The organism is Streptomyces sp. NPDC058375, assembly GCF_042723425.1.
Lineage (GTDB): Bacteria > Actinomycetota > Actinomycetes > Streptomycetales > Streptomycetaceae > Streptomyces > Streptomyces durocortorensis.
On sequence record NZ_JBHXJG010000039.1, the window covers coordinates 1 to 22535 of the forward strand.

At 70.2% G+C, this 22535-nt stretch carries 26 protein-coding genes, 1 tRNA gene and 1 pseudogene; 7 read left to right on the forward strand and 21 right to left on the reverse strand.

Annotation, left to right across the window (positions count from 1 at the left end):
• Positions 1-140 precede the first annotated feature (140 nt).
• Positions 141-2705, reverse strand: a complete 2565-nt coding sequence (locus ACFWM7_RS09655) for an MFS transporter (RefSeq protein WP_383257243.1) — start codon at positions 2703-2705, stop codon at positions 141-143.
• A 31-nt stretch (positions 2706-2736) separates the two neighbouring features.
• Positions 2737-3249: a MarR family winged helix-turn-helix transcriptional regulator gene (locus tag ACFWM7_RS09660; protein WP_383257356.1), complete on the reverse strand. Its 513-nt coding sequence runs from the start codon at positions 3247-3249 to the stop codon at positions 2737-2739.
• A gap of 269 nt (positions 3250-3518) precedes the next feature.
• Here ACFWM7_RS09660 and ACFWM7_RS09665 point away from each other — a divergent pair, with 269 nt between their 5' ends.
• Entirely contained in the window at positions 3519-3734 is a 216-nt protein-coding gene (locus ACFWM7_RS09665) for a hypothetical protein (RefSeq protein WP_030077455.1), read from the forward strand.
• A gap of 365 nt (positions 3735-4099) precedes the next feature.
• On the opposite strand, the gene ACFWM7_RS09670 is transcribed toward ACFWM7_RS09665, so the two are convergent.
• The 10 genes and pseudogenes from ACFWM7_RS09670 to ACFWM7_RS09715 form a co-directional block, all read right to left on the reverse strand.
• A complete protein-coding gene (locus tag ACFWM7_RS09670; RefSeq protein ID WP_383257247.1) occupies positions 4100-4336 on the reverse strand; it encodes a hypothetical protein in 237 nt (78 codons plus the stop codon).
• Positions 4337-5069: 733 nt separating this feature from the next.
• On the reverse strand, positions 5070-5936 hold the full coding sequence (locus ACFWM7_RS09675; protein WP_030579030.1) for an RNA polymerase sigma factor SigF: 867 nt from the start codon (positions 5934-5936) through the stop codon (positions 5070-5072).
• A gap of 234 nt (positions 5937-6170) precedes the next feature.
• Positions 6171-7028: an RNA polymerase sigma factor SigF gene (locus ACFWM7_RS09680; RefSeq protein WP_383257251.1), complete on the reverse strand. Its 858-nt coding sequence runs from the start codon at positions 7026-7028 to the stop codon at positions 6171-6173.
• A 224-nt stretch (positions 7029-7252) separates the two neighbouring features.
• Entirely contained in the window at positions 7253-7546 is a 294-nt protein-coding gene (locus tag ACFWM7_RS09685) for a Dabb family protein (RefSeq protein WP_006126122.1), read from the reverse strand.
• A gap of 10 nt (positions 7547-7556) precedes the next feature.
• Positions 7557-7721 (reverse strand): hypothetical protein, encoded by a 165-nt coding sequence (locus tag ACFWM7_RS09690; protein WP_010056643.1) that lies wholly within the window; start codon positions 7719-7721, stop codon positions 7557-7559.
• A gap of 438 nt (positions 7722-8159) precedes the next feature.
• Positions 8160-8483, reverse strand: a complete 324-nt coding sequence (locus ACFWM7_RS09695; RefSeq protein WP_383257257.1) for a transcriptional regulator — start codon at positions 8481-8483, stop codon at positions 8160-8162.
• Entirely contained in the window at positions 8480-8971 is a 492-nt protein-coding gene (locus ACFWM7_RS09700) for a hypothetical protein (protein WP_383257260.1), read from the reverse strand. Before ACFWM7_RS09700 ends, ACFWM7_RS09695 begins: the two co-directional genes overlap by 4 nt.
• A 79-nt stretch (positions 8972-9050) precedes the next feature.
• Positions 9051-10091 carry a MarR family transcriptional regulator gene (locus tag ACFWM7_RS09705; protein WP_383257263.1) on the reverse strand — a complete coding sequence of 347 codons (1041 nt, stop codon included), beginning with the start codon at positions 10089-10091 and terminating at the stop codon, positions 9051-9053.
• 496 nt (positions 10092-10587) lie between these two features.
• On the reverse strand, positions 10588-10902 hold the full coding sequence (locus ACFWM7_RS09710) for a 4a-hydroxytetrahydrobiopterin dehydratase (RefSeq protein WP_383257266.1): 315 nt from the start codon (positions 10900-10902) through the stop codon (positions 10588-10590).
• A gap of 2 nt (positions 10903-10904) precedes the next feature.
• Positions 10905-11449, reverse strand: a pseudogene (locus ACFWM7_RS09715) (Twin-arginine translocation pathway signal); the annotation flags it as partial.
• A 278-nt stretch (positions 11450-11727) separates the two neighbouring features.
• On the opposite strand from ACFWM7_RS09715, the gene ACFWM7_RS09720 reads away from it, so the two are divergent.
• Entirely contained in the window at positions 11728-12171 is a 444-nt protein-coding gene (locus tag ACFWM7_RS09720; protein WP_383257269.1) for a hypothetical protein, read from the forward strand.
• Between the two features lie 168 nt (positions 12172-12339).
• Here ACFWM7_RS09720 and ACFWM7_RS09725 read toward each other — a convergent pair.
• From ACFWM7_RS09725 to ACFWM7_RS09740, 4 genes are all read right to left on the reverse strand, one after another.
• A tRNA-Ser gene (locus ACFWM7_RS09725) sits at positions 12340-12427 on the reverse strand.
• A 90-nt stretch (positions 12428-12517) separates the two neighbouring features.
• Positions 12518-12946 carry a tRNA adenosine(34) deaminase TadA gene (tadA, locus tag ACFWM7_RS09730; protein ID WP_383257359.1) on the reverse strand — a complete coding sequence of 143 codons (429 nt, stop codon included), beginning with the start codon at positions 12944-12946 and terminating at the stop codon, positions 12518-12520.
• Positions 12947-13136: 190 nt separating this feature from the next.
• On the reverse strand, positions 13137-13691 hold the full coding sequence (locus ACFWM7_RS09735; RefSeq protein ID WP_383257362.1) for a hypothetical protein: 555 nt from the start codon (positions 13689-13691) through the stop codon (positions 13137-13139).
• Positions 13692-14023: 332 nt separating this feature from the next.
• The gene (locus ACFWM7_RS09740) at positions 14024-14275 is read right to left on the reverse strand and encodes a hypothetical protein (RefSeq protein WP_383257272.1); all 252 of its coding nucleotides are present in this window, start codon (positions 14273-14275) and stop codon (positions 14024-14026) included.
• 101 nt (positions 14276-14376) lie between these two features.
• Between ACFWM7_RS09740 and upp the strand changes: the two genes are divergently transcribed.
• Entirely contained in the window at positions 14377-15012 is a 636-nt protein-coding gene (upp, locus tag ACFWM7_RS09745; protein ID WP_383257276.1) for a uracil phosphoribosyltransferase, read from the forward strand.
• A gap of 148 nt (positions 15013-15160) precedes the next feature.
• On the opposite strand, the gene ACFWM7_RS09750 is transcribed toward upp, so the two are convergent.
• The 4 genes from ACFWM7_RS09750 to ACFWM7_RS09765 form a co-directional block, all read right to left on the reverse strand.
• Positions 15161-15763: a LytR C-terminal domain-containing protein gene (locus tag ACFWM7_RS09750; RefSeq protein WP_383257365.1), complete on the reverse strand. Its 603-nt coding sequence runs from the start codon at positions 15761-15763 to the stop codon at positions 15161-15163.
• Positions 15764-16000: 237 nt separating this feature from the next.
• On the reverse strand, positions 16001-16297 hold the full coding sequence (locus ACFWM7_RS09755) for a type II toxin-antitoxin system VapB family antitoxin (RefSeq protein WP_003967677.1): 297 nt from the start codon (positions 16295-16297) through the stop codon (positions 16001-16003).
• Between the two features lie 345 nt (positions 16298-16642).
• Positions 16643-18181, reverse strand: coding sequence for a M28 family metallopeptidase (locus ACFWM7_RS09760; RefSeq protein WP_383257280.1), 1539 nt, complete (start codon positions 18179-18181; stop codon positions 16643-16645).
• Positions 18182-18386: 205 nt separating this feature from the next.
• On the reverse strand, positions 18387-19052 hold the full coding sequence (locus tag ACFWM7_RS09765; RefSeq protein WP_383257283.1) for an HhH-GPD-type base excision DNA repair protein: 666 nt from the start codon (positions 19050-19052) through the stop codon (positions 18387-18389).
• Between the two features lie 197 nt (positions 19053-19249).
• Between ACFWM7_RS09765 and ACFWM7_RS09770 the strand changes: the two genes are divergently transcribed.
• From ACFWM7_RS09770 to ACFWM7_RS09785, 4 genes are all read left to right on the forward strand, one after another.
• Positions 19250-19543 (forward strand): RNase A-like domain-containing protein, encoded by a 294-nt coding sequence (locus ACFWM7_RS09770; protein WP_383257286.1) that lies wholly within the window; start codon positions 19250-19252, stop codon positions 19541-19543.
• A 63-nt stretch (positions 19544-19606) separates the two neighbouring features.
• The gene (locus ACFWM7_RS09775) at positions 19607-20173 is read left to right on the forward strand and encodes a hypothetical protein (protein ID WP_383257289.1); all 567 of its coding nucleotides are present in this window, start codon (positions 19607-19609) and stop codon (positions 20171-20173) included.
• Between the two features lie 11 nt (positions 20174-20184).
• Entirely contained in the window at positions 20185-20484 is a 300-nt protein-coding gene (locus ACFWM7_RS09780) for an RNase A-like domain-containing protein (RefSeq protein ID WP_383257292.1), read from the forward strand.
• Between the two features lie 13 nt (positions 20485-20497).
• The gene (locus ACFWM7_RS09785) at positions 20498-21208 is read left to right on the forward strand and encodes a contact-dependent growth inhibition system immunity protein (RefSeq protein WP_383257295.1); all 711 of its coding nucleotides are present in this window, start codon (positions 20498-20500) and stop codon (positions 21206-21208) included.
• Positions 21209-21249: 41 nt separating this feature from the next.
• Here ACFWM7_RS09785 and ACFWM7_RS09790 read toward each other — a convergent pair whose 3' ends face one another.
• Complete coding sequence (locus ACFWM7_RS09790; protein WP_383257298.1) at positions 21250-22524, reverse strand: RNA polymerase sigma factor; 1275 nt, start codon at positions 22522-22524, stop codon at positions 21250-21252.
• Between the last annotated feature and the right edge of the window lie 11 nt (positions 22525-22535).

Here is a 22535-nt window from a genome sequence, read left to right on the forward strand (position 1 = left end):
CATCGCGGTCGCCGAACAGATCGCGAAGACCCTTCCCACCCGGTCGCGATAGCCTCTCCGCTGGAAGTGCCGTCCGACCAGGGGTCTTCGCGATCCCTTCACGTGCTCACGTGCTCTTCACGAGAGCACGTGAAGGGCCGTCACTCGCCCGGGTGGGCGAGTTCGATGTCGTGCCCGTCGACTCCCGTACCGCTGACGGTGAGGGAGCCCGCCACCGGCGGGTAGCCGGTCGCGATGACCGCGTACTCGCCCGCGTCCAGGTCGGTGAAGGCATACGCCCCGTCCTCGCCGGTCGTCGCGGTGGCGACCACGTTGCCCGCCGCGTCGATCAGGGTGACCCGGGCGTCGGCCAGCGGCCCCCGGGCGGACCCGGCCCGCACGACGCCCCGGACGAGCGCACCGGACCGCAGCGCGGCCTCGACGCGGGTGACGCCCTGGCCGCCGATCTCCACCGGCAGCGCCAGCGGACGGAAGCCGGCCGCGTTGACCGCGACGGTGACGGAACCCGGGATCAGTTCGCCGAAGGCGAACTCACCGGTCGGGCCGGACGCGCCGGTGGCCAGGACGTCGCCCCGGACGTCGGTCACGATGACCATCGCCCCGTCGACGGGCGCGCCGGACTCGGCGGCCCTGACCACTCCGGCCAGTCCGCTCGTACCGGAGAGCAGGATGTCGAAGGCCAGCGGTTCGTCGCCGACGACCACCGTGGACGCCTGCGGCTGGAAGCCGTCGGCGGAGGCGATCAGCACGTAGCTGCCGGAGCCGGGGGCGTCCAGGGTGTAGCCGCCGTCGGTCCGGGCCACGGAGCGGCCGAGCTGCCGGCCGCCCAGCGAGATCAGGGTGACGGCCGCACGGGCGACCGGAGCGCCCTCCGCGCCGCGCACCACACCGTGGACGGGGGTGCCCTGGACGGTGTCGGTGATGTCGGTGATGTCGGTGATGTCGGTGATGTCGGTGGTGTTGATGGAGCCGGTGGTGTTGGTGGTGCCGCTGGTGTCGTACGAGGCGGAGGCCTCTGCGGAGGTGTCGACCGAGGTGACCCCGGCCGGGCCGACGCTGGCGGGCACGGGAACCTCTGCCTCGACCGGAGCCGGAGCCTCGTTCCCTGCGCTGGTCTTCAGGGCGACCTCCTTGATGAAGATCGTCACGATGAAGGCGACGAGCGCGGCCGGAGCGGCGTACAGGAAGACGTCGCCGACGCCGTGCCCGTACGCGGCCTCCATGACCAGCCGGAACGGCTCGGGCAGCTTGTCCAGGTCGGGGATGCCCCCGCCGCCGGTGCCGCCGTGGCCGAACTTGGCGCCCTCGGGGCCGAGGTCGGCGAGGCCGTCCTTGACGTAGTGGGTGACCCGGTTGCCGAGGACCGCGCCGAGCGCCGAGACGCCGATCGCACCGCCGAGGGAGCGGAAGAAGGTGACGACGGAGCTGGCGGAACCGAGGTCCTCGGGAGCGACCTGGTTCTGCGTGGCGAGGACCAGGTTCTGCATCATCATGCCGATGCCGAGGCCCATGACGAACATGAAGACCGCGACGTGCCAGTACGGGGTGTCGTACCGGATCGTGCCGAGCAGCCCGAGCCCGGCCGTGACCAGGAAGCCGCCGGTGACGAGCCATGCCTTCCAGCGCCCGGTCTTGGTGATGACCTGGCCGGAGATGGTCGAGGAGAGGAAGAGTCCCGCGATCATCGGGATGGTCATGACGCCGGACATCGTCGGCGACTTGCCGCGCGCCAGCTGGAAGTACTGGCTGAAGAAGACGGTGCCCGCGAACATCGCGATACCGACGAACAGCGAGGCGATGGACGCCAGCGTGATGGTGCGGTTGCGGAAGAGGCGCAGCGGAATGATCGGTTCCTTGGCCCGCGACTCGGTGAAGACGAAGATCAGGCCGAGCAGGACCGAGCCCGCGACCATGACGTACGTCTGCCACGACAGCCAGTTGTACTTGTCACCCGCGAAGGTCACCCAGACCAGCAGGAGCGAGACGGCGGCGCTGATGAAGAACGCGCCGGTCCAGTCGACCTTGACGCCCTCGCGCTTGACGACCGGGAGCTTCAGGGTCTTCTGGAGCACGATCAGCGCGATGATTGCGAAGGGCACGCCGACGTAGAAGCACCAGCGCCAGCCCATCCAGCTGGTGTCGGTGATGACGCCGCCGAGCAGCGGGCCGCCGACGGTGGCGACCGCGAAGACGGCGCCGAGGTAACCGCTGTAGCGGCCGCGCTCGCGCGGGGCGATCATCGCGGCCATGACGATCTGCGCGAGGGCGGAGAGACCGCCGACGCCGATGCCCTGGACGATGCGGCAGGCGATGAGCATGCCGCTGCTGGTCGACAGACCGGCGACGACCGAGCCCAGGACGTAGATGATCAGGGCTATCTGGACCAGCAGCTTCTTGCTGAAGAGGTCCGAGAGCTTGCCCCAGAGGGGGGTGGTGGCGGTCATGGCCAGCAGCGAGGCCGTCACGACCCAGGTGTAGGCGCTCTGGCCGCCGCCGAGGTCGGAGATGATCTCGGGCAGGGCGTTGGAGACGACCGTCGACGACAGGATCGCGACGAACATGCCGAGCAGCAGCCCGGTCAGCGCCTCCATGATCTGCCGGTGTGTCATCGGCGTGCCGTCGGGGGAGCCGGAGGCGGTGGTGCCGCCGTGCCCTCCGTGCTTGGCGTGGCCGCCCCGCACACCGGTGGGTGTGGTCGTAGCCATTGAGTTCCTTATCCGTGCGTATTTGCTTCTGTTACACAGGTGTACGGGTGTGAGCCTCGTCGCCGAGGCGGGTCCTGCACTCGCCGGTGTGACGTCCGGGGGCGCAGCCGCCGGATCCGCGACAGGCGAAGCTGTCGCGCAGCCGGGACAGCAGCGCGATGAGCAGGCCGACGTCGTCGTCGGACCAGTCCTGGAGGTTGTGGGCGAACACCTCGGTGGTCCGCCGGGTCAGTTCGTCGAGCTGCTCGTGGCCGCCGGGGGTCAGCCGCAGGATGCGGGACCGCTTGTCCGCCGGGTCCTCGGACCGTTCGATCCAGCCGCGGTCGGCCACATGGGCCACGTGGCGACTGGTCACCGACATGTCCACGGACAGCAGCTCGGCGAGCCGGCTGATCCGCATCTCGCCGTGCCGGTCCAGGAGGGTCAGTACGGCCGCGGATCCCGCGGGGCACTCGGGGGGCAGCGCTCTGGCGAGCCCCCTCTTGACGGCCCCGACGGCGCTGAGCTGCCGGGCCAGTTCCTCGTAACTACTCCGTGCGGCCACGGGAACCCCCAGCACACTCACGACTATGTTGTTGCTTAGGGCAACGATAGAAGCCGTTGGTTGCTGCAGGCAAACGAAAACGGCCTTGCAGAAGTAAAGGAACGCAAAAGCCTCCGTAGGGTCGAGGTCAAGCGCGTTCTCCGTACGTCTCCCGCACCTTCCGGGGCGTTCCCGGCGCGATCTTCGGGTGCGCGGCCCGCAGGCGGGGCGGGCTGCCGGGCGGCCCCGGGGGTTGGGCGGGGGGCCCGAGTTCGCTAGGGTCCTGCCCCATGGCACACAACCCCCACGCCCCTCAGCCGGGCCCCGAGGGCAACCACGACCCGGCGGGCAGCACGCAGATGTTCCGCGCCTTCGTCGACGAGGGCGAGCCGCAGCGCCGGCAGCAGCCCGCGGCGACCTCGTCCGGGCCGAGAGTCGGGGTGATCGCGGCCGTGATCGCGGTCGTCGTCGTCCTCGGCGCGGTGGCCTGGCTCGCCCTGGGCTGACCACGACAGCACGACCGTACGGAGACGGGGCGGGCTGCACGGACCGTACGGAGACTGCACGGACCGTACGGAGACTGCACGGACTGCACGGACTGCACGGACTGCACGGACTGCACGGACTGCACGGACTGCACGGACCGTACGGACTGCACGGACTGCACGGACTGCACGGAGACGGTACGGACCGTACGGAGACGGTACGGACCGTACGACCCGGCCGCACCGAAAACGCACGGACCGTACGGACGGTACGACCCGGCCGCACGGGGAACGGACAGCGGAGCCGCGACACAGCCGGCCGCCGCTTCACCCCCGGGTGGCCGTCGTGCGTTCAAGGGCCCCCCGGGCCCCGACCCGGGCCCGGGTCACTCCCACACGGCGGAGACGTCCTGCGTCTCGACGCTCATCCCCAGCGGAACCCGCCAGGACTCCACGCAGACGGTGTACGTCTGCGAGCGCGACGAGCCCGCGCCGATCGGGGCGGGCAGGGGCTGCGACGAGGTGATGGTCGCCCAGTCGACGCCGAGCGCGCCGATGATGTGTGTGGCGAAGGTGACGGTTCCCGAGCGCGCCGGGGTGCCGCCGGTGTTGCGGAACTTCACGGTCACCTTCTCGCACCACCGCTTGTCCGCTGCCGCGCGCTGCGGTGCGCTCAGTGTGAGCGCGGCCGGGGTCGCGGGGGGAGCGGGAGGCTTCGGCGCGCCCGGGGCGTCGGGGCCGGGGCTGCTCGGCTGGGAGGGGGCGCCGGAGCCGCCGCCAGGCGTGGACCCGGACCCGGAGCCCGGCGTGGAGGGCCCGGAGGGCGTCGTGGGCGTCGAGGGCTTCGCGTACCCGCCCCGTCGGGCGCACCAACAGCCTGACCGCCCGCCGTCCCCGTGCGCGCCCCACCGGGACCGCCCGGGCCGGCCGCTCCCAAATCGCTCGCCCCGGAGGACGGCGCGGAGCCCTCGCCGGACGGCGACGTACCGCCACCACCCCGCCCACTGCCCCCGTCCCTCCCACGCCCTCTCCCGCCCCCGCTCTCGTCGAGGGGGGTGAGCGTCACCTCGCCCGAGGGCGCCCGGCCCCCCTCCGAGGGGTTCTTCGAGCTTCCGGCGGCCGCGCCCACGGCCACGTAACCGTCTCCCGGCCCGCTCCCACAGCCGGACAGCAGACCGGCGCCCAGGCACAGCGCGGCCGCCGAGGCGGCGATGGTCGTGCCTCGGCGGCCGGTGGAGCCGCATGTCTGACGTCGCATCGCGTCAGTGTGTCTGACGCGCCGTCACATAAGAACCCTCGTGAACCACTTTTCCGACTCTCCGGTTCCCCGACTCTCCGGTTCCCCGACTCTCCGGCTCAGTCGGCGATGAGCCCTTCCCTGAGCTGGGCGAGCGTGCGGGTCAGCAGCCGGGAGACGTGCATCTGGGAGATGCCGACCTCCTCGCCGATCTGCGACTGCGTCATGTTCGCGAAGAAGCGGAGCATGATGATCTGGCGCTCGCGCGGGGCGAGTTTGGCCAGCAGAGGCTTGAGCGACTCGCGGTACTCGACGCCTTCCAGCGCCGTGTCCTCGTACCCGAGGCGGTCGGCGAGCGAGCCCTCGCCGCCGTCGTCCTCGGGGGAGGGGGAGTCCAGCGAGGAGGCGGTGTAGGCGTTGCCGACGGCAAGGCCGTCGACCACGTCCTCCTCGGAGACCCCGAGCGCGCGGGCCAGCTCCGGGACGGTCGGCGAGCGGTCGAGCTTCTGCGCGAGCTCGTCACTGGTCTTGGTCAGGGCGAGCCGCAGCTCCTGGAGGCGGCGGGGAACCCGCACGGACCAGGAGGTGTCGCGGAAGAAACGCTTGATCTCCCCGACGACGGTGGGCATCGCGAACGTCGGGAACTCGACGCCGCGTTCGCAGTCGAACCGGTCGATCGCCTTGATCAGGCCGATCGTGCCGACCTGGACGATGTCCTCCATCGGTTCGTTGCGGCTGCGGAACCGCGCCGCGGCGTACCGCACCAGCGGGAGGTTCAGTTCGATCAGTGTGTCCCGCACATAGGTCCGCTCCGGACTGTCCGTTCCCTCGGGGCCCGAGGCGGGGCCGAGCGCGGCGAGCCGCAGGAACAGGGAGCGGGACAGCGTGCGGGTGTCGATGGCTTCCGGCGAGCTGGTGAGCACGGCGGGTGCCGGCACGCTCTTCGTGAGCGTGAGCACCTTCGAGCTGCCCTGTTCTTCGGACATGCCACCCCCTTGAGGTCGCGGACGGTCGCGGTGGCCGCGACCATCGGAGGAACGCAGCCTCCACCTGAATACCGGAGGCGGGGCTGCGGCAAACGCGCTTCGAGCAGAATGTCACATGTCGGCAACACGCTGTAGTGACATGTCGACAAGTCAGCGCCGAATACGCCCTGCAAACAGGGGGTGTAGGCCTTTTATGCCGCCAGAACTGCTCTGTGGACGGTCTACCCGTTCCGGTTACGCCTCGATCCTGTTTGCGGATCTCAGTCGGGCGAAACTTCTGGCGAGGAGCCTTGACACATGCATCTGGGAGACGCCCAGCTCGGCGCTGATCTGAGACTGGGTCAAGTTGCTGTAGTAGCGCAGGAGAAGGATGCGCTGTTCGCGTTCGGGAAGCTGGACGAGGAGATGCCGTACGAGGTCGCGGTGCTCGACGCCGGCGAGCGCGGGGTCCTCGTAACCGAGCCGGTCGAGGAGCCCGGGCAGCCCGTCACCTTCCTGGGCGGCCTCCAGTGAGGTCGCGTGGTACGAGCGCCCCGCTTCGATGCAGGCCAGCACTTCATCCTCGGAGATCTTCAGCCGCTCGGCGATCTCGGCGGTGGTCGGGGACCGGCCGTGAGCGGTCGTCAGGTCCTCGGTGGCGCCGGTGACCTGGACCCAGAGCTCGTGCAGCCGGCGGGGGACGTGGACGGTGCGCACGTTGTCGCGAAAGTAACGTTTGATCTCGCCGACGACGGTGGGCATCGCGAAGGTGGGGAACTGGACGCCGCGTTCCGGATCGAACCGGTCGATGGCGTTGATCAGACCGATGGTGCCGACCTGGACGACGTCCTCCATCGGCTCGTTGCGGCTGCGGAACCGCGCGGCGGCGTACCGCACGAGGGGGAGGTTCGCCTCGATGAGCGCGGCCCGGACCCGGCGGTGTTCCGAAGTGCCCGGGTCCAGGTTCTTGAGCTGGCCGAAGAGGACCTGGGTGAGCGCCCTGGTGTCGGCGCCGCGGGCCCTGGCGGGCCTGGCGGAGGGGTCCGGGGTCTCGGTCTGGATGTCGTCCTCGGCCGGGACGGTCTGGACGGCTTGGACGGCCTGGGGAGGCACTTGAGGCGCTGTACTGGCCGGCACGGTGACGCCACCCCTCTGCGGTCAACTACGGTCAACTCATCCGTCAAAAGCGGTCATAGCATCACAAGACATGTCCACTGTGTGCAAGCACCGCATAGTGCCGTGTTGAGGTCATAAGGGTTCAAATAGAACAAAAGAAACCCCCCGCCCTGTACGGCGAGGGGTCGACGCGACCGGGGCGAACCGGTGGCGCGGAGACGTCAGAAGGGGTAGTCGGCGATCACCCAAGTGGCGAATTCCCGCCACTGCCCGGCGGCGGCCTGGTGGGCCGGGTGCTCGATGTACCGCTTGAGCGCGTCCTCGTCGGCGACGGCGGAGTTGATGGCGTAGTCGTACGCGATCGGCCGGTCGGTGATGTTCCAGGCGCACTCCCAGAACTCCAGCTCCGGAACCTGCCCCGCCAGCTCCCGGAAGGCCCGGTCCCCGGCGACGACCCGCGGATCGTCCCGCTCGACGCCGTCGTTCAGCTTGAAGAGGACCAGGTGGCGGATCATCGTACGTCTCCTACTTCACCAGTTCTGACATGAAGTCACCGACGCTCTGCGCGGCGGTGGAAATGCCTTCGAACCCTACCTGGACCAGTTCGGCGGCCCGCTGTGGAGACATGATGATCGTGTACAGCACGAAGACCACCAACATGTAGATGATGATCGTCTTTGCCTTGGCCACAACCATGCCTCCCCGTCGACCCCATGTGCGATCGGGCGATTGTATCCGCACGAATGGCCGTATCCGGTGGCCGTTTTTGATCACTGATGCGCTTTTTAAGGACCTACGACCCAGTCATCGAGGCCTTTCGCCCGACCTCATGACCCCCGCCGCCCGGCACGATGGATACCGAGCCCGACGGGACCAGGCAGGACCCGGAAGGCTGGAACAGGGCCTCACTGTGGGGTCGGCCGCCGCGCGATTTCCCCCCTGACCGCGACGGACGACCAGTAGGCCCTGCTCTCACCGGGGGAAGCGGCTTGTCCCCCCGATGCCGCTTCCCCCGACCTGACCTGTGGACCGGAGCGCCCGGCCGCCGTACGTCCTCTGTACCGGCGACCGGGCGCTCTGCTGTCCGCGGCATGGCAGCCGCTCTGCTGTCCGCAACGTGGCTGCCGATCAGGGAGCCGGATCCGAAGGCGGCCCCACGATCGCCCGCAGCGCCGCGAGGTGCCCCCGATAGGCGTCCCGGCCCGCCCGGGTCAGGCGAAGCCATACGCGCTGCCGGGTCTCGCGGACGGCCTTGCGCTGCGAGACGTAACCGGCGTCCATGAGCACGCCGGCGTGCTTGCTGAGCACGGACGCGGAGAGCCCGAGCTGCTTCTGTACGAGCCCGAACTCCGCCTCGCCCGCGGTGTCCAGCAGGGCGCAGACGCGCAGCCGGTTCGGGGCGTGGATGGTGGCGTCGAACCCCGCGGGCATGTCGTGGGCGTCGGCGCTCACGCGGACGCCCGGTGCAGTCGTACGAAGGTGAGATGGAAGCCGACGGACGCGGCGGCCCCGATCACCGAGGCGACGAACAGCCACACCGCCGATCCCGTGGCGCGGAACGCGAACGCCGCCCCCACCAGCACCACGGGCAGCCCGACCATGAGCGGCACGGTCGTCCGCCTGGGCAGCACGTCCAGCCGCAAAGCGACCCCGGTCTTCTCCCGCCACGTCTTGGCCGCGATGGCGAAGAGGGCCAGGTACAGCGCGGTGATCGCCGCCATGATCCCCATCCAGGCGGGGCGCGGCAGTAGCCAGCCCTCGTCGGCCATGACGCCTCCGTAGACGATCGGGAGCGCGGCGAGGTAGAGCGTGAGGGTGGCGAAGAACCAGTTCGGCCAAGGCGTCGCCGAGACCGCTGCGGCGGAGGCCCGGATGTGCTCGGCGTCGGCCAGGGCGGAATGAGCCTGCTCGGGTGTCGGTCGTCCCCCGTTAGTTTCCATGATCGAAAGAGTAGCGGAGAGTTTCCGATACGGAAAGAGAAGGGTTTCCGGACAGGAAAGTGGAAGCCGGGTCGAGCTCTCAGACGGGTTTGAGGAGGTCGCGGAGGTTGGCCATGTGGGTTTTGACGGCGGCGATTTCGGTGGGGTCGGGTGGGGTGTCGCCGGGGGAGGCGTGGGCTTGGTGGCAGGGGCGGCAGAGGCCGTCGGGGAGGGCTTCGGGCTGGCCGGGGCGGCCGCAGTCGGTGCATTCGACGAGGATGCGGCGGGCGGGAGCGGGTGTATCCGGTGAGATGTTCGGGGCTGGCAGCCGGGGCGGCAGTTTGTCGATGAGGCGGCGGCGGAGGAGTCCGACGGGGGAGTCGACCTGGGCGGGGAGCCCCGCTTTCAGGGTGCTGGTGTGGTAGTCGATGGTGACGCCTCGGTCGAGCCATTGCGCCGCGAGTGGTTCGAGGGCGGTGCAGTCGCCGGCAGAGAGGCCCAGGCGGTGGTCGTCGCGGCCGAGGCGGGCCAGGGCGAGGTAGGCGGGGGAAGGCCCGGTGGGCTGCGTGGGCTCGGTGTCAGGTGCCTGGGGTGGGGTGCGCTGGTGCGGTACGGCGGTGGGTTCGGGGGCCTTTCCGGCAGATGGCGGGCCCTCCGGCCGCGCGGGCGGCGGTTCCTCGGCCGGGGCACACGGGGGCGGCGAGGCCGTGTCGGGGGCAGGCGCTGCTGTCTGGTCGGCGGTCTCGGTGGCGAGGTAGGTGTTCCACCACTCGTTGTCGCGTGCGGTGCGGGACCAGAAGGTGCGGAAGGCCCACCGGGTCTCGTCGCCCGCACCGACGGAGCACCGTACGCGCCGCAGGTGCCCGGCGACGGACAGGGCGTTGAGGGCGGTGGAGATGGCCTGCTGCCCGTAGAGAGGGAGCTGCTTGGCCAGTTGCTTGATGCTCATCGCGGCACCGTCGGGGAGGTGATCGACGAACCCGGCGACGTACCGCTCGCGGGTCGGGAGCAAGGCGAAGTCATCGCGCGTACGGGGTTGCTGGCCCGGCGTGGAGCGTTTGCCGTAGCCGGGGTTGGCCATCGGGTACGCGGCGGAGACTGCGGGGGTGGGCAGGGCGGGGCTATGGTGCTGGGTAGCCACGGGATCTTCTTTCTAGGTGCTGGATCTTGTGGTGAGACCCCGGCCTGGTGCGACAACACCGCGTCGGGGTCGTTTGGTTCTCGCACCGTAAGCAGTCGTGACGCTGCGCCGCAAGCTGTCACGATTAGTCATACTGCCTGGCCGTGACGGGGAGGGGAGGGAGGGAAGGTTTTCCTTAACCCCCCTTCTTTCCCTGCCGGTTAAAGAAGGCGCTCGGCCCTCGGGGCTCGCATCCCGACGCCCGAGTCCCGACACCCGGGCTTCGGGCCGGAGCCCCGTTCACGTACCCCCGGAAGAGTGACCCGACCGCCCCCGAAGCCCGCGTCCTGGGCTGCGGGAGCCGAGCGTCGGGGGTTACACCTTGCCTTCGCCCAGGGCCACTCGCAGCCAGGCGAGGCGTCTTTGCGCCAGGAGTTCGTCGGCGAGGCAGTTGGCGGTTTCGGTCACGACCCTCTCCTCTCACGCCTCGCTGAGGCGGATCGCGTACCGGATGCCTTCAGGCGTTGTGAGCCTGTACCTGGTGCGCCGCCGCGATCCGGTCGATCCGTGCGGCCAGATCGAAGTCGGCCGCTGTGAGCCGGTGCCCGGCGTCGTGCGTCGTGATCCGGAACCGTACGTGATCCCATCGCAGGTCGATGTCCGCGTGGTGGCCGACGAGCCGCTCGACGTCCGCGACGTTGACGATCAGCGCGACGCCGCCGTGGTACCGGACGCCGAACGCGCGGGTGATCGTGTCCCCCTCCCGGGCCCAGCCCGACAACTCGGCCAGGTGTGCCGCAATCTCCTCGTCCGGCAGCGGATTTTTACCCATCGTCAGCTCCCCTCGGTCACCGGTGCCAGGATCTCTGCGAGGTCCCGGCCGACCGGGGCATCGTGCCATGGGCGCATCGCCCGCTTCAGCGTGGTCAGTTCGCGGCGCATGCGGGCCGAACGGGTCTCGACAGCGATGGTGACCACGGTGCGGGCGATCTCCACCGCCTGGTCCGGCTCCCGCGCCGTAGCGGCGGCGGTCGCCTGCCGGGCCATGTACACCCCGCGGTCTCGGCGGGCCGTCTCCGGTACCACCGCCAAGACCTGCGTCCACAGGGAACCTGCTTCGGCGCTCAGGCCGAGCCGCCCGTAGCAGGTGGCTCGCTGCACCTCCAGGTACCCCGGAGTCCGGCGGCACGCGTTGCCCCATGGCAAGTCGTCGTCGACATTCGGCAGAAGGCGGTGGGCCTGGTCCAGGAGGTGATCCACGGCGCGCCGTTCGCCGGTGAGGCTGGCACCGTGGGCCTGCTGCTGCATGGCCATGTCCGTACTTTCGGTACGAGTTGGTCGGCATCGTCGAGAGCGGCCTCGCACAGCTCGACGACCGCGTCTCTTCCTCGGGAGCCGCGCCCGCGCTATGCCCAGGGGCGCGGCAACTCGGTTCGGCGGTAGGACGGTTACTCTCCCTGCCGCAAGGCGACGGAACCTAGTCGGGTGGCGGTCGCCGCGTTATCAGCAGATGGTCGGCACCGCGCGTTCGGTAACTGAGCGTCCGAGTTTACGAGCCGAGTACGCAGTTGAGGCCGGCGCGGGATGGAAAGTAGGTCGACGTCCCTGTGCTACGCGGGTAAGTATGCGGGTCTACGCCACGCCAGCCGGAGGTTCTGTGGGATCCAGAGCCGCCGACATCGACTTCACGTTCACGGACCCGATCACCGTGCGCGGGGCTCTGGATTCACTGGCCCGGGTGGGCTGGTCCATGGACGTCTCTCTCGGGGGCCTCTCCTACATGATCGACGACGAGGACGGCATGTTCGAGTGGTACAGCAGCTCCCCCGCAGGCGCCGGCGAGGTGCTGGCCCGCCTGGACGACCCCGGCAACCTGCCGTACAGCGTGGCGGTTGACGTCTATCACCCGGAGGCGGGGACCGGCGGGATGCTCTTGTTCCTGCCTGGTCGCACGGAGGTTGCCTTCGTGCCCACCATCGATCGCCGGAGTGTCCCGGCGGCCCCGGGGTTCACCGACCTCGCCTGGTACCTGCGCGCCCTCGTACCTGCCTTCGTCGGGACAGGACTCGAAGGGTATGAAGCCGTGGAGATCAAGCACTGAGTCGCTGCACTGCTGCGTGCCGAGCTGCGGGTGACGCGAGCGTGCGATGCCAGGGGGAACTGGCGGCTGGACGACGAGGCCGTGAGGGTGCTCGTAACGATCAGCCGCGGTTGAGCCGGATGGCAAAGCGAAGTGCCCGGCTCATCGAGCCGGGCACTTCGTCTACAGCGGTAGCGGTGGGATTTGAACCCACGGTGACGGGTTACGCCACACTCGCTTTCGAGGCGAGCTCCTTCGGCCGCTCGGACACGCTACCGAGAGAGAGCTTAGACCATTCCGGGGCGTGGACAGAAATCGGTTCTCGGTGGCGGGGGCATACGCGGCCAGGACGCGGCGTCGTGCCTGGTCAGAGGGAGCGGAAGAACGCCGTCAGCTGCTGCGCGCACTCCGGCTCCAGGACGCCCGCGATGACCTCCGGGCGGTGGTTGAGGCGGCGGTCGCGGATCACGTCCCAGAGGGAGCCCGCCGCGCCGGCCTTCTCGTCGCGGGCGCCGTAGACGACCCGGGCGATACGGGACTGGACCAGGGCGCCCGCGCACATCGTGCAGGGCTCCAGGGTGACCACCAGCGTGCAGTCGGTCAGGCGCCACTCGCCGTGGGCCTCGGCCGCTCGGCGCAGGGCCAGGATCTCCGCGTGGGCGGTCGGGTCGCCGGTGGCCTCGCGTTCGTTGTGGGCTGCGGCCAGCTCCACGCCGTCGGGGCCGAGAACGACGGCGCCGACCGGCACGTCGCCGGCCGACGCCGCCCGCTCGGCCTCGGCCAGGGCGCGGCGCATCGGGGCCTGCCAGGGGTCGCGTACGGGGTCGGGCTCGGGTACGCGTACGGGATCCGGGGCGGGCTCGGGTGAGGGGGTCGGCGGTCGTGCGGTCACCCGCGGACCCTAACGGACGGGGCAGGAGGACGGGGCAGGTGGTGAAGGGGACGGGGAGGTGGAGAGGCGGAGGGGGACGCGTACTCGGGCCGGGCTAGCGGACCGACTCCAGGACCTCCGCCGCTCCTACGGCCTCCGCGATCTCGGAGAGTGCGTCGGTCTGCAGGGTGAGCAGCTCCTTCTCGGACATCCCGAGGTCGGCGAGGACCCCGAGCTCACCGATCGGCCCCGCCGGCACGGCGTCCGGGTCGGGGGCGTCGTCGTCCGGGTCGACGGCCGCCGGGGCGGTCCGTTCCGGTTCGCCGTCCTCCGTGCCGTCGAGGTCGACGAGCTCCTCCAGGGCGGCGATCTCGTCCTCGGCCCCTGGTTCGCGGCCGAGCATTTCGTCGGTGAGCAGGATCTCCCCGTACGAGGAGCGGGCGGCGGCGGACGCGTCCGAGACGTAGATTCGGGGGTCCTCCTCACCGTCCACCCGGACGACGCCGAACCAGGCGTCCTCCTGCTCGATGTAGACCAGGACCGTGTCCTCGTCCACCGAGGCCTCCCGGGCCAGGTCCGTCAGATCGGACAGGGTCTCCACATCGTCGAGCTCTGTATCGCTCGCTTCCCACCCGTCTTCGGTGCGCGCGAGCAGTGCGGCGAAGTACACCGTGACTCTCCCACTGGTCATAGGCGAATCGGTCCGACGGGAGGGCGAACGGTGATCCGTCCGTCCTGGGCCCCGCCCAATCGGCATCGTGGCAGAAACAAGCGCCGCGCGAGACCTCTTCGACCGTTGCGTCGTCCATCAGTTCCAGGAGTGCCTGGTCGGCCCTCGCCCTGACGAGCCGATCGGAGGGCTGATCGGAGGGCCGATCGGAGGGGGAGTGCGCCGGTGGTACGCGGAGGGTTCAGCAGCGGAAACGCCAGGGGGAGGAGCCAGGGAGCGCCCGTCGTCCGTTCGCCGATGCCCCGCTGATTCCCCGTCGCTTCCCCGCCGGTTCACCAGCGGAACGTGCGCATCCGCATCTGTTGGCGCATCCGGGCGGCCCGGGCCCGGCGCGGCTGCACCCGGTCCCGCAACTGCTTGGCCTCATGGAGCTCACGGAGGAACTGGGCGCGTCGCCGTCGGCGGGCCGCGTCACTCTCCTGCGCGTCCTCGACACCACCCGCCGCGCCCGCCATGCCCTCGGCGTCGCGTCCGTCGCGCGCTCCGCGCGAGGCCGGGTTATCCCGCAGATCCCCGTCAGCCATCGACACACCACCCCAGTGCTGGGTCCGTATGCCCCCACCTTCCCCCGAACAGGTGGTTGATGCCAGCGCAGAGTGCCGGGCGGCGCGGTTACTGTTGACACATGCGGATCCACGTCGTCGACCACCCGCTGGTGGCGCACAAACTCACCACGCTGCGCGACAAGCGCACCGACTCCCCGACCTTCCGGCGGCTCGCCGACGAGCTGGTCACCCTCCTCGCCTACGAGGCCACCAGGGATGTGCGTACCGAGCAGGTCGACATCGAGACCCCGGTGACGCCCACGACGGGCGTCAAGCTCTCGCATCCCCGGCCGCTCGTCGTGCCGATCCTGCGCGCCGGTCTCGGAATGCTGGACGGCATGGTGCGGCTGCTGCCGACCGCCGAAGTGGGCTTCCTCGGCATGATCCGCAACGAGGAGACGCTCCAGGCGGAGACGTACGCGACCCGGATGCCCGAGGACCTCTCCGGCCGCCAGGTCTACGTCCTGGACCCCATGCTGGCCACCGGCGGCACCCTCGTCGCGGCCATCCGCGAGCTGATCAAGCGCGGCGCCGACGACGTCACCGCCGTCGTCCTCCTCGCCGCGCCCGAGGGCGTCGAGGTCATGGAGCGAGAGCTGGCCGGCGCCCCGGTCACCGTCGTCACCGCCTCCGTCGACGAGCGGCTCAACGAGAACGGCTACATCGTGCCGGGCCTCGGGGACGCGGGGGACCGGATGTACGGGACGGCCGAGTAGGGCCCAGCCCCGACCCTTCCCTACCCCTCCCTCACGACTTTGCGCCCCGTTCCGGCGCGTACGTCACGCACGGTCTCGTGCTCGTGCGTACGGTGCCGGAGCGGGGCGCTTCCGGGTGCGCGCCGGGGTGCGCCCCCGGCAGCAGGCTTCAGCAGGAGGGGGACGGGGACGGGGCCGGCTTCGTCAGGGCCGTCATCGCCGCCGTGGCTTCCTTCGGGGTGCTGAACGCCTTGAACTTCGCCCCGAGGATCAGATCCACCTCGCCCGTCTTCCGGGTGTCCGTCTTCTGCACCGCGCCTGCGAGCTGGGTGCCGAGCACCGTGAAGCTGCCGTTCTTCGCGGCCGGTGCTCCGAGCAGTACGCCCGCGCCCGGCACCTTCTTGTCGTACTCCTTCGACGCGTTGCCCACCTCGCCGATGGCGAAACCGCGCTTCTTGAGCTCCTCGGCCGCGGCCTTGGCCAGCCCGCTGCGCGTCGTCGCGTTGTAGACGTTGACCTTGATCGCGGCCGGCTTCGGCAGCGCCTTGGCGGGGGCCGCGGACGGCTTCGCGGTGGGGCAGTCCCGCTTTTGGTCGGCCGCGCTGGCGCTTTTGTCGCCGCCGGTGAAGACGTCGATGAGCTGCAGAGTGCCCCAGCCGGCCAGGCCGAGGGCGACGACGGCTCCGATGCCCGCGAGGACCAGCCTGCGGCGGTGCCGGGGGCGGCGCATACGGGGGTAGGCGTCGCCCGTGATGCGGTACTTTCCGCCCATGCCGGGGGGAGTGAGCATGCTCATGGAGGCAGCGTAATGCGACCCGGTGATGATGCGTACTAAATGATCAACGTGTGGCACCCGGATGAGCGTGAAAGCACCCGAAAGCTCGAATACGAGCCTCGGCGGGATGCGGAAACCCCGGTGGGGTGTGTGCCTGGGTTGCCTCGCGGCGGGGCGCGCGCCGGAGCCAGGTGGTGGCAGCGCGCGCGGGAGTGTGAGAGCGCCGGGGGCGTGTCAGCCCAGGTCGAGGACGCGGGCGTGCAGGACCTGGCGCTGTTGCAGCGCGGCGCGGACCGCCCGGTGCAGCCCGTCCTCCAGATAGAGGTCGCCCTGCCACTTCACGACGTGCGCGAACAGGTCGCCGTAGAACGTGGAGTCCTCGGCAAGGAGGGTCTCCAGGTCCAGCTGGCCCTTGGTGGTCACGAGCTGGTCCAGGCGAACCGGACGCGGCGCGACATCCGCCCACTGGCGGGTGCTTTCCCGGCCGTGGTCGGGGTATGGCTTCCCATTTCCGATGCGCTTGAAGATCACACGGAAAGCCTACCGGGCAAGAGCCACCGGGCGCAGCCACGGAAGCCCACCGCGGTGGCGGTGCAAACGCCGTATAGCGCTGAATAGCGCGTGATAACGGGACGGGGCGGGGCGGGGGTCGTCAGGCGGATTCGAGGGGAGGGGGTGGAGGGGGCGCGGCGGGGCCCGAGGGAGTTGGAGGGGGGAGAGGGGCCGAGGGTTCGAGGGGGGTGGGGGTCCGAGGGGGCGCGGTACGGAGCCCGGTACGGCATGCGTACCGGGCTCCGGGGCCGTCGTGCCGACCTCAGGAGTGCCCGTCGTGCCGACCCCAGGAGTGCCCGTCGTACCGGGCCCCGGCGTGGCCGGTTACTCGGAGACCCGGCCGTGACCCTCGCGCAGGCCGCCGCCGCTGCCGGGCGCACCGCTGCCGGGGGTGCCGGTTCCGGTGTCCGGGTCGACCGGGCGGGTCAGCGAGCGCAGGTCGTGCGCGTACGTCCCGACCGCGTTGGCGATCACGTCGATGTTGGTGTCGAAGTGACCCATGTCGATGTTGTCCAGGTCGTCGCAGGCCGCGTGGTAGCAGGGGTCGTACGCGATCCCCGCCTCGCCCCCGTACACCTCGGCCTGGGCCGCCGTCTTGATGCCCTCCGCGCCGGTGTCCGTACCACCGGAGGGGATGTCGGCCTCGATGAACGGGCCGTAGTCCGAGCGGCCGGTGAAGTCCGTGCCCGCGTGCGGATTTCCCTTGTCGTCGAGGAACTCGTTGATGTCGCGCTCCAGTTGGGCCGAGCCCTCGGGGCCGGGGCCCGCGCCGACCTGGTCGGAGTCGTCGCCGTCGAAGACGAACTGGACGCCGTTCGGCGAGGCGATCATGTCGAAGTTCAGATAGAGCTTGATCTGCTCGCGCTGCTTCTCGGAGAGCGCCGCGACGTACTTCTCCGAGCCGATCAGCCCGTTCTCCTCCGCCGACCACCAGGCGAACCGGACCTTGTTGGCGGGGTCGCTCTTCGACTTCGCCAGCTTCAGGGCGACGTCGAGCAGACCCGCGGAGCCCGAGCCGTTGTCGTTGATGCCGGGGCCCTCGGTCACCGAGTCGAGGTGGGCGCCGAGCATCACGGTCCGTGCCGCGCTGCCGCCGGGCGTCTCGGCGATGACGTTGCGGGTGGGGCGGTCCTCCTGGAGCTCGCGGATCTCGAAGGAGACCGTGACCTCGCCGCCCGCGAGGTCGGCGACGAGCTTCTCGCCCTCCTCCTGGGTGAGCCCGCCGGTCGGGATCTTCCCGGCGGCGACCTCGCCGAGCGTGCCGGACAGTACGCCCTCGACGTTGTTGTAGATGACCGCTCCGGCCGCGCCCGCGTCGGCGGCGGCCGCCTGCTTCTCGGCGAACGAGCAGCCGCCGCGCTTGATCAGCGCGATCTTGCCGGTGAAGGTCGAGGAGGGATAGTCGGCGGCCTCGCAGCCCGTCGTCTCGTCGACGGGCACGGCGACGAGCTGTGCCGTCAGGCCGCCCTCCTTCGTCGACGGTGTGTACGTCATGGCCTTGATCGACACGTCGCGGGGCGTCGGCGACACCACGGCGAGCCTTTCGGCCAGCGTCTCCGTGTAGGTGAACCGGAAGCTCTCGTACGAGACCTTGTACCCGGCGCGCTGGAGCTGCCGGTAGACGTACGCCGCCGAGGCGTCGTGACCCAGCGAGCCGGCGGCGCGGTGACCGTCGGTGGAGTCGGCTGTCGCCTGGAACTGCTGGAGGTGGCGGTGGGCGTCGCGTGCGGACGCGTTCCTCACCAACTCCCTTGACAGCTTTGCTGCTTCTTTTCCGGGGTCGTGCGCTGCGGGGCGTCCGGGGTGCGGGGACGCGGCCAGGAGGAGCGGTGTGGCCAGGGCGGTGGCGGCCACGACAGCCATGGCTCTGCGACGTGTTGCGTGCACAGGAGTCCTTCCGGTCTGAACGGCTGACGCCCCGAGCCGCTGGTACTCCGAACGGCTCAGTGACGGAACGGCTGAACGAATGTGCTGCGAAAGCTAGCGAGCGGGGTGACGCCTGTGAACCGGTGTGGCTGATTCCGATCGGCGGGGCGGGGGTGTCGGCCCGTTCCGGCGCCAGGCCGTGTCACTTCTTCCGCGGGGCGCCGGACTTCTTCGCCGCTTTGGCCGTCTTGGCCGTTTTCGCCGCCGCCTTGGCCTCCTGCTTGTACGCGCGCACCTCGACGAGCGACTCCGGGCCCGTGATGTCGGCGACCGACCGGTGCGATCCTGCCTCCCCGTAAGGGCCTGCCGCCTCCCGCCACCCCTTCGGACGCACGCCCAACTGCTTGCCGAGCAACGCCAGGAAGATCCGGGCCTTCTGCTCGCCGAAGCCGGGCAGTGCGTTGAGGCGTTCCAGCAGCTCGTCGCCGGTCGCGGCGTCCCGCCACACCGCGCTCGCGTCGCCGTCGTACTCCGCCACCAGGAACTGGCACAGCTGCTGCACCCGCTTCGCCATGGAGCCGGGGTAGCGGTGGAGGGCTGGTTTGGTGGTGAACAGTTCGGTGAAGGCGTCCGGGTCGTAGGCGGCGATCCGGCCCGTGTCCAGGTCGTCGGAGCCCATCCGCTCCGCGAGGGTGTACGGGCCCGTGAACGCCCACTCCATCGGCACCTGTTGGTCCAGCAGCATGCCGACCAGAGTGGCCAGCGGGCTGCGGCCGAGGAGTTCGTCGGCCTCCGGATTCTGGGCGATCCGCAGGGTGATGTCCTTGCCCGTGCCTGTGCCCTTGCCGCTGCTGCCGCTCGTGGTCATGCTGCCGATCATCGCGAGCCCGGCGGACGACGGCGACCGGGACTACGCCGATGGCCTCTTCCCTCTCGGCCGAAGGGAGTAAGGCGAGGGGCAAGGAGCGTCGGCCGTGGTGCGAGGGGCCGCCCGTGCGTAGCTGTGTTCGACGAGGCACAGGTGCCTGGCGAGCGGGCCCACCACGTCTTTCGGGCAGCCGCCACATGCCGAGCCGATGTGGTCGGGGCGGCGCGCAGCGGTACACCCAAGCCGTCCTGGACGACCCCCGTAATCAGCAGAGGATCGAAAAATGGCTGGCGGGGAACCCTGATCCTGCTAGGTCCACCCGAAACCTTGGGCTCGAATTCACCGACCCGGTGGGCACGTCCTGGAGCCGTGGTGACTCCGCGCCGCACGATGCGAACAACGTGATGGTCACGCTCAGGCCGGTAACAGGCGGCCATCCGCCCTACGTCGTACTGACATCAATGCCCTCCGACCTCCCTCCGCCTCCCTAGTTCGCCTGGTCGAAACCATGCCTGACCGACGCCGCCCCTGACCGACAGACCGGGAGAAGTCACATGACCGTGGTGGACAAAGAGACCTGGAAGACAGCCGTGTGCGAGCTGTTCGGCGGCAGTGCGTTCGCCGCGGTGGGTCCGTCCGAGGAGGGAGAAGGGGGCTGGCGCAGAGGTGCCGTTGACGTCATGAGGCTGAGGACTCGTGACCCGCGGGGATGGTGGAGCATCAACAATGCCCCGGAAGGCGACGTGCACACGCTTTGCGGTCCCGATCGACCCTTTCTCCCTCCTCGCTCCGCGGACTTCGATGCGGTGTACGAGGTTTCGAGGCGGGGAGCGGCCCAGGTCCTGGTCACCTTGCAGGGTGACTGGTTCCTCACTGCCGGAATCCCCGGGTTCGACAAGCGCGAACCGGAGTTGATACGGCATGCAGGATTGATCCTCGAACGTTTCGGCCATGATGCGCTCTGCTATACGAATGCTTCCGCTGCCAGGGATGATCCGAACGGTGACATGTTCGGAAGGGAAGCCGCTTACGAGGGCTTCACGGACTATGCACTGGACTGCGGAGTAATTGTGGTCTCGCCGACCGAGGTCGGTGTTTTCTGGGGCTTCGTCATTGACTGAGAGAGTGGGCTGTGACCAATCGTTCCTCGACCTACCCCGACCGGAAAACCGCGCACTGGTGCACTCAGCAGGTCATCACCCGGAATGAGCAGAGGGTTCACCGATGGCTGGCCCAGGGCACGCGGGTGCGCCTGTCCATCGAAGCTGCCTGGCCTTCCCGGACCGATCCCGTGGGACGGGTTCTGCTGCAGTCGATGATGGTTTCCGGACACGGTGCTGTAGATGTCCGCGCGGCGCGAGTGGTCCTCCAGCGTGATGCCGGGAGCGCACACGGTTTTGTCGTGCACTCCACTTTCCCGATCTACCTCTAAAGGGCCCTCGACCATGCCGATGAAACCGTACGAATTCGATCGCCGTTACGGCGAGTTGGATCAGGTCGTCAGCGCGCACATCGGGCAGAACGCCGAGGTCGTGGACGGGAACGGGGACGCAGACGGGCGGGCGCCGAGCCACGCGCTGCAGGCCTATCTGCGCCACACCTGGCACACCCGCCCCTGGGCCCTGGCCATCGCGGAACAGCAGCTTCGTGAGTACGCCCGCTTCCCGCCCGGTCGGCTCCGCCTTCGCCTGGGTGAGTTCTATTCCGTACCGGACGTCGGCCTGCCCGAGTCGCGTACGCAGGACTGGCTGCTCCAGCTTGCGGACCAGGTGAGGCACAGCGTCGACTCCAGTGAGGTTCCTATGCCGTCGGTGCCTCGGACGCACTGGGAGTGGCAGGCTCGCTTCCCGGAACTCGCCCAGTTCCTCGGGGGATGGTTCTCGCAGGACATGGTGGACGAGTTTCCCGACCACGAGGCGGCCGTGAGCCACTACGAGGCCACAACGGATGGGGCTCTCGTCGCTCGCTTGGTCGGAGAGGTCGCCGAACTTCTTGCCTTGAATCTGGAGGAGACCGACTACGTCCTCGGGCTGGCCGAGCTCGGCCTGGAAGTGGATCCGCCCGCACCTCTGTCGGCGGGCGTCTGGCTCGAATCTGTGATGGGCCGGCTCGGCCGGCCCGGTCCGAAGTACGGTCCGAGCCCGACAGGCGGGTAGAGGAGCGGTGGGCAGGAGGGAGCCCCGCAGGGCCGTCCGCCCTACCGCTCCAGCCGGTCCGCCCGCATCCGCAGGTAGCGGGCCTCGGGCTCGCTGAGGGTGGCGTCGGCGGCGGCGCGGTAGGCGGTACGGGCGGCGGCCGTGTCCCCGGCCCGCTCCAGGAGATGGGCTCGTACGGCGTCGAGCCGGTAGGTGCGTTGCTCCGCTGCCCCCGCGCCCGCCAGCGCGTCCACCTCCGCCAGCCCCGCCCGGGGCCCGTGCACCATGGCCACCGCGACCGCCCGGCCGAGCGCGGCGGCGGGGTCGGGGGTGCGCCGTACGAGGAGGTCGTACAGGGCGAGGATCTGCGGCCAGTCGGTGTCCTCGGCATGCTCCGCCTCGTCGTGCAGGGCGGCGATCGCGGCCTGGAGCTGGTAGTCCCCGGCCGGTCCTTGGGCGAGTGCCTCCTCGGCCAGGGCGGTGCCCTCCGCGATCGCCGTACCGTCCCAGCGGGTGCGGTCCTGTTCGTCGAGGGGGATCAGCTCACCGTCCGGCCCGGTGCGCGCCGGGGTGCGTGCCTCGGTGAGGACCATCAGCGCCAGCAGCCCGGTGACCCGGCCCTCGTGGGGGAGCAGCCGGCGGACGGAACGGGTCAGCCGGATCGCCTCGCGGGCCAGGTCCGTGCGGTGGAGGTCGGGACCGGCGGTGGCGGTGTAGCCCTCGTTGAAGATCAGGTAGAGGACCTGGAGCACGGCGGCGAGGCGTTGGTCGCGGTCCCGGGCGTCCGGCTGCCGGAACTGCGTACCGCGCACCGTCCGCTTGGCCCGGCTGATCCGCTGCGCCATCGTCGCCTCCGGCACCAGATGGGCGCGGGCGATCTCCGCCGTGGTGAGGCCGCCGACCGCGCGGAGGGTCAGCGCGATCTGGGCGGCGGGGGAGAGCGCGGGGTGGCAGCAGAGGAAGAGCAGGGTGAGCGTGTCGTCCTCGGAGGGGGCCCGGCCCGGGCCGGAGGGGCCTTCGTCGGCGGGTCCTTCCCCGGGTGGCGGGGCGACGAACGCGTCCGCCGGGGTGAGGGCCGCCGCCGCCTCCTCGCGCCGCCGGCGGGCCTCGTCGCTGCGCAGCCGGTCGGTGAGGCGGCGCGATGCGACCCGGATGAGCCAGCCGCGCGGGTTGTCGGGGATCCCGTCCCCGGGCCACTGCTCGGCGGCCGCGATCAGGGCCTCCTGGACGGAGTCCTCGGCCGGGTCGAAGTGCCCGTACCGGCGCACGAGCGCGCCGAGGACCTGCGGCGCGTGGCGGCGCAGCAGGTCCTCGATGTCGTCGGTCTCTCGGCCCACCTGGACCCTTC

Bases quoted from the DNA above. Each gene is read 5' to 3' on its own strand.
- ACFWM7_RS09710 (WP_383257266.1), bottom strand. From the start codon at position 10,902: ATGGGTAAAAATCCGCTGCCGGACGAGGAGATTGCGGCACACCTGGCC.
- ACFWM7_RS09700 (WP_383257260.1), bottom strand. From the start codon at position 8,971: ATGGAAACTAACGGGGGACGACCGACACCCGAGCAGGCTCATTCCGCC.
- ACFWM7_RS09775 (WP_383257289.1), top strand. From the start codon at position 19,607: ATGACCGTGGTGGACAAAGAGACCTGGAAGACAGCCGTGTGCGAGCTG.
- ACFWM7_RS09750 (WP_383257365.1), bottom strand. From the start codon at position 15,763: ATGGGCGGAAAGTACCGCATCACGGGCGACGCCTACCCCCGTATGCGC.
- ACFWM7_RS09760 (WP_383257280.1), bottom strand. From the start codon at position 18,181: ATGGCTGTCGTGGCCGCCACCGCCCTGGCCACACCGCTCCTCCTGGCC.
- ACFWM7_RS09770 (WP_383257286.1), top strand. From the start codon at position 19,250: ATGCCGAGCCGATGTGGTCGGGGCGGCGCGCAGCGGTACACCCAAGCC.
- ACFWM7_RS09675 (WP_030579030.1), bottom strand. From the start codon at position 5,936: ATGTCCGAAGAACAGGGCAGCTCGAAGGTGCTCACGCTCACGAAGAGC.
- ACFWM7_RS09685 (WP_006126122.1), bottom strand. From the start codon at position 7,546: ATGATCCGCCACCTGGTCCTCTTCAAGCTGAACGACGGCGTCGAGCGG.
- tadA (WP_383257359.1), bottom strand. From the start codon at position 12,946: ATGCGCCGCGCCCTGGCCGAGGCCGAGCGGGCGGCGTCGGCCGGCGAC.
- ACFWM7_RS09740 (WP_383257272.1), bottom strand. From the start codon at position 14,275: ATGGCTGACGGGGATCTGCGGGATAACCCGGCCTCGCGCGGAGCGCGC.
- ACFWM7_RS09655 (WP_383257243.1), bottom strand. From the start codon at position 2,705: ATGGCTACGACCACACCCACCGGTGTGCGGGGCGGCCACGCCAAGCAC.
- ACFWM7_RS09765 (WP_383257283.1), bottom strand. From the start codon at position 19,052: ATGACCACGAGCGGCAGCAGCGGCAAGGGCACAGGCACGGGCAAGGAC.
- ACFWM7_RS09785 (WP_383257295.1), top strand. From the start codon at position 20,498: ATGCCGATGAAACCGTACGAATTCGATCGCCGTTACGGCGAGTTGGAT.
- ACFWM7_RS09665 (WP_030077455.1), top strand. From the start codon at position 3,519: ATGGCACACAACCCCCACGCCCCTCAGCCGGGCCCCGAGGGCAACCAC.
- upp (WP_383257276.1), top strand. From the start codon at position 14,377: ATGCGGATCCACGTCGTCGACCACCCGCTGGTGGCGCACAAACTCACC.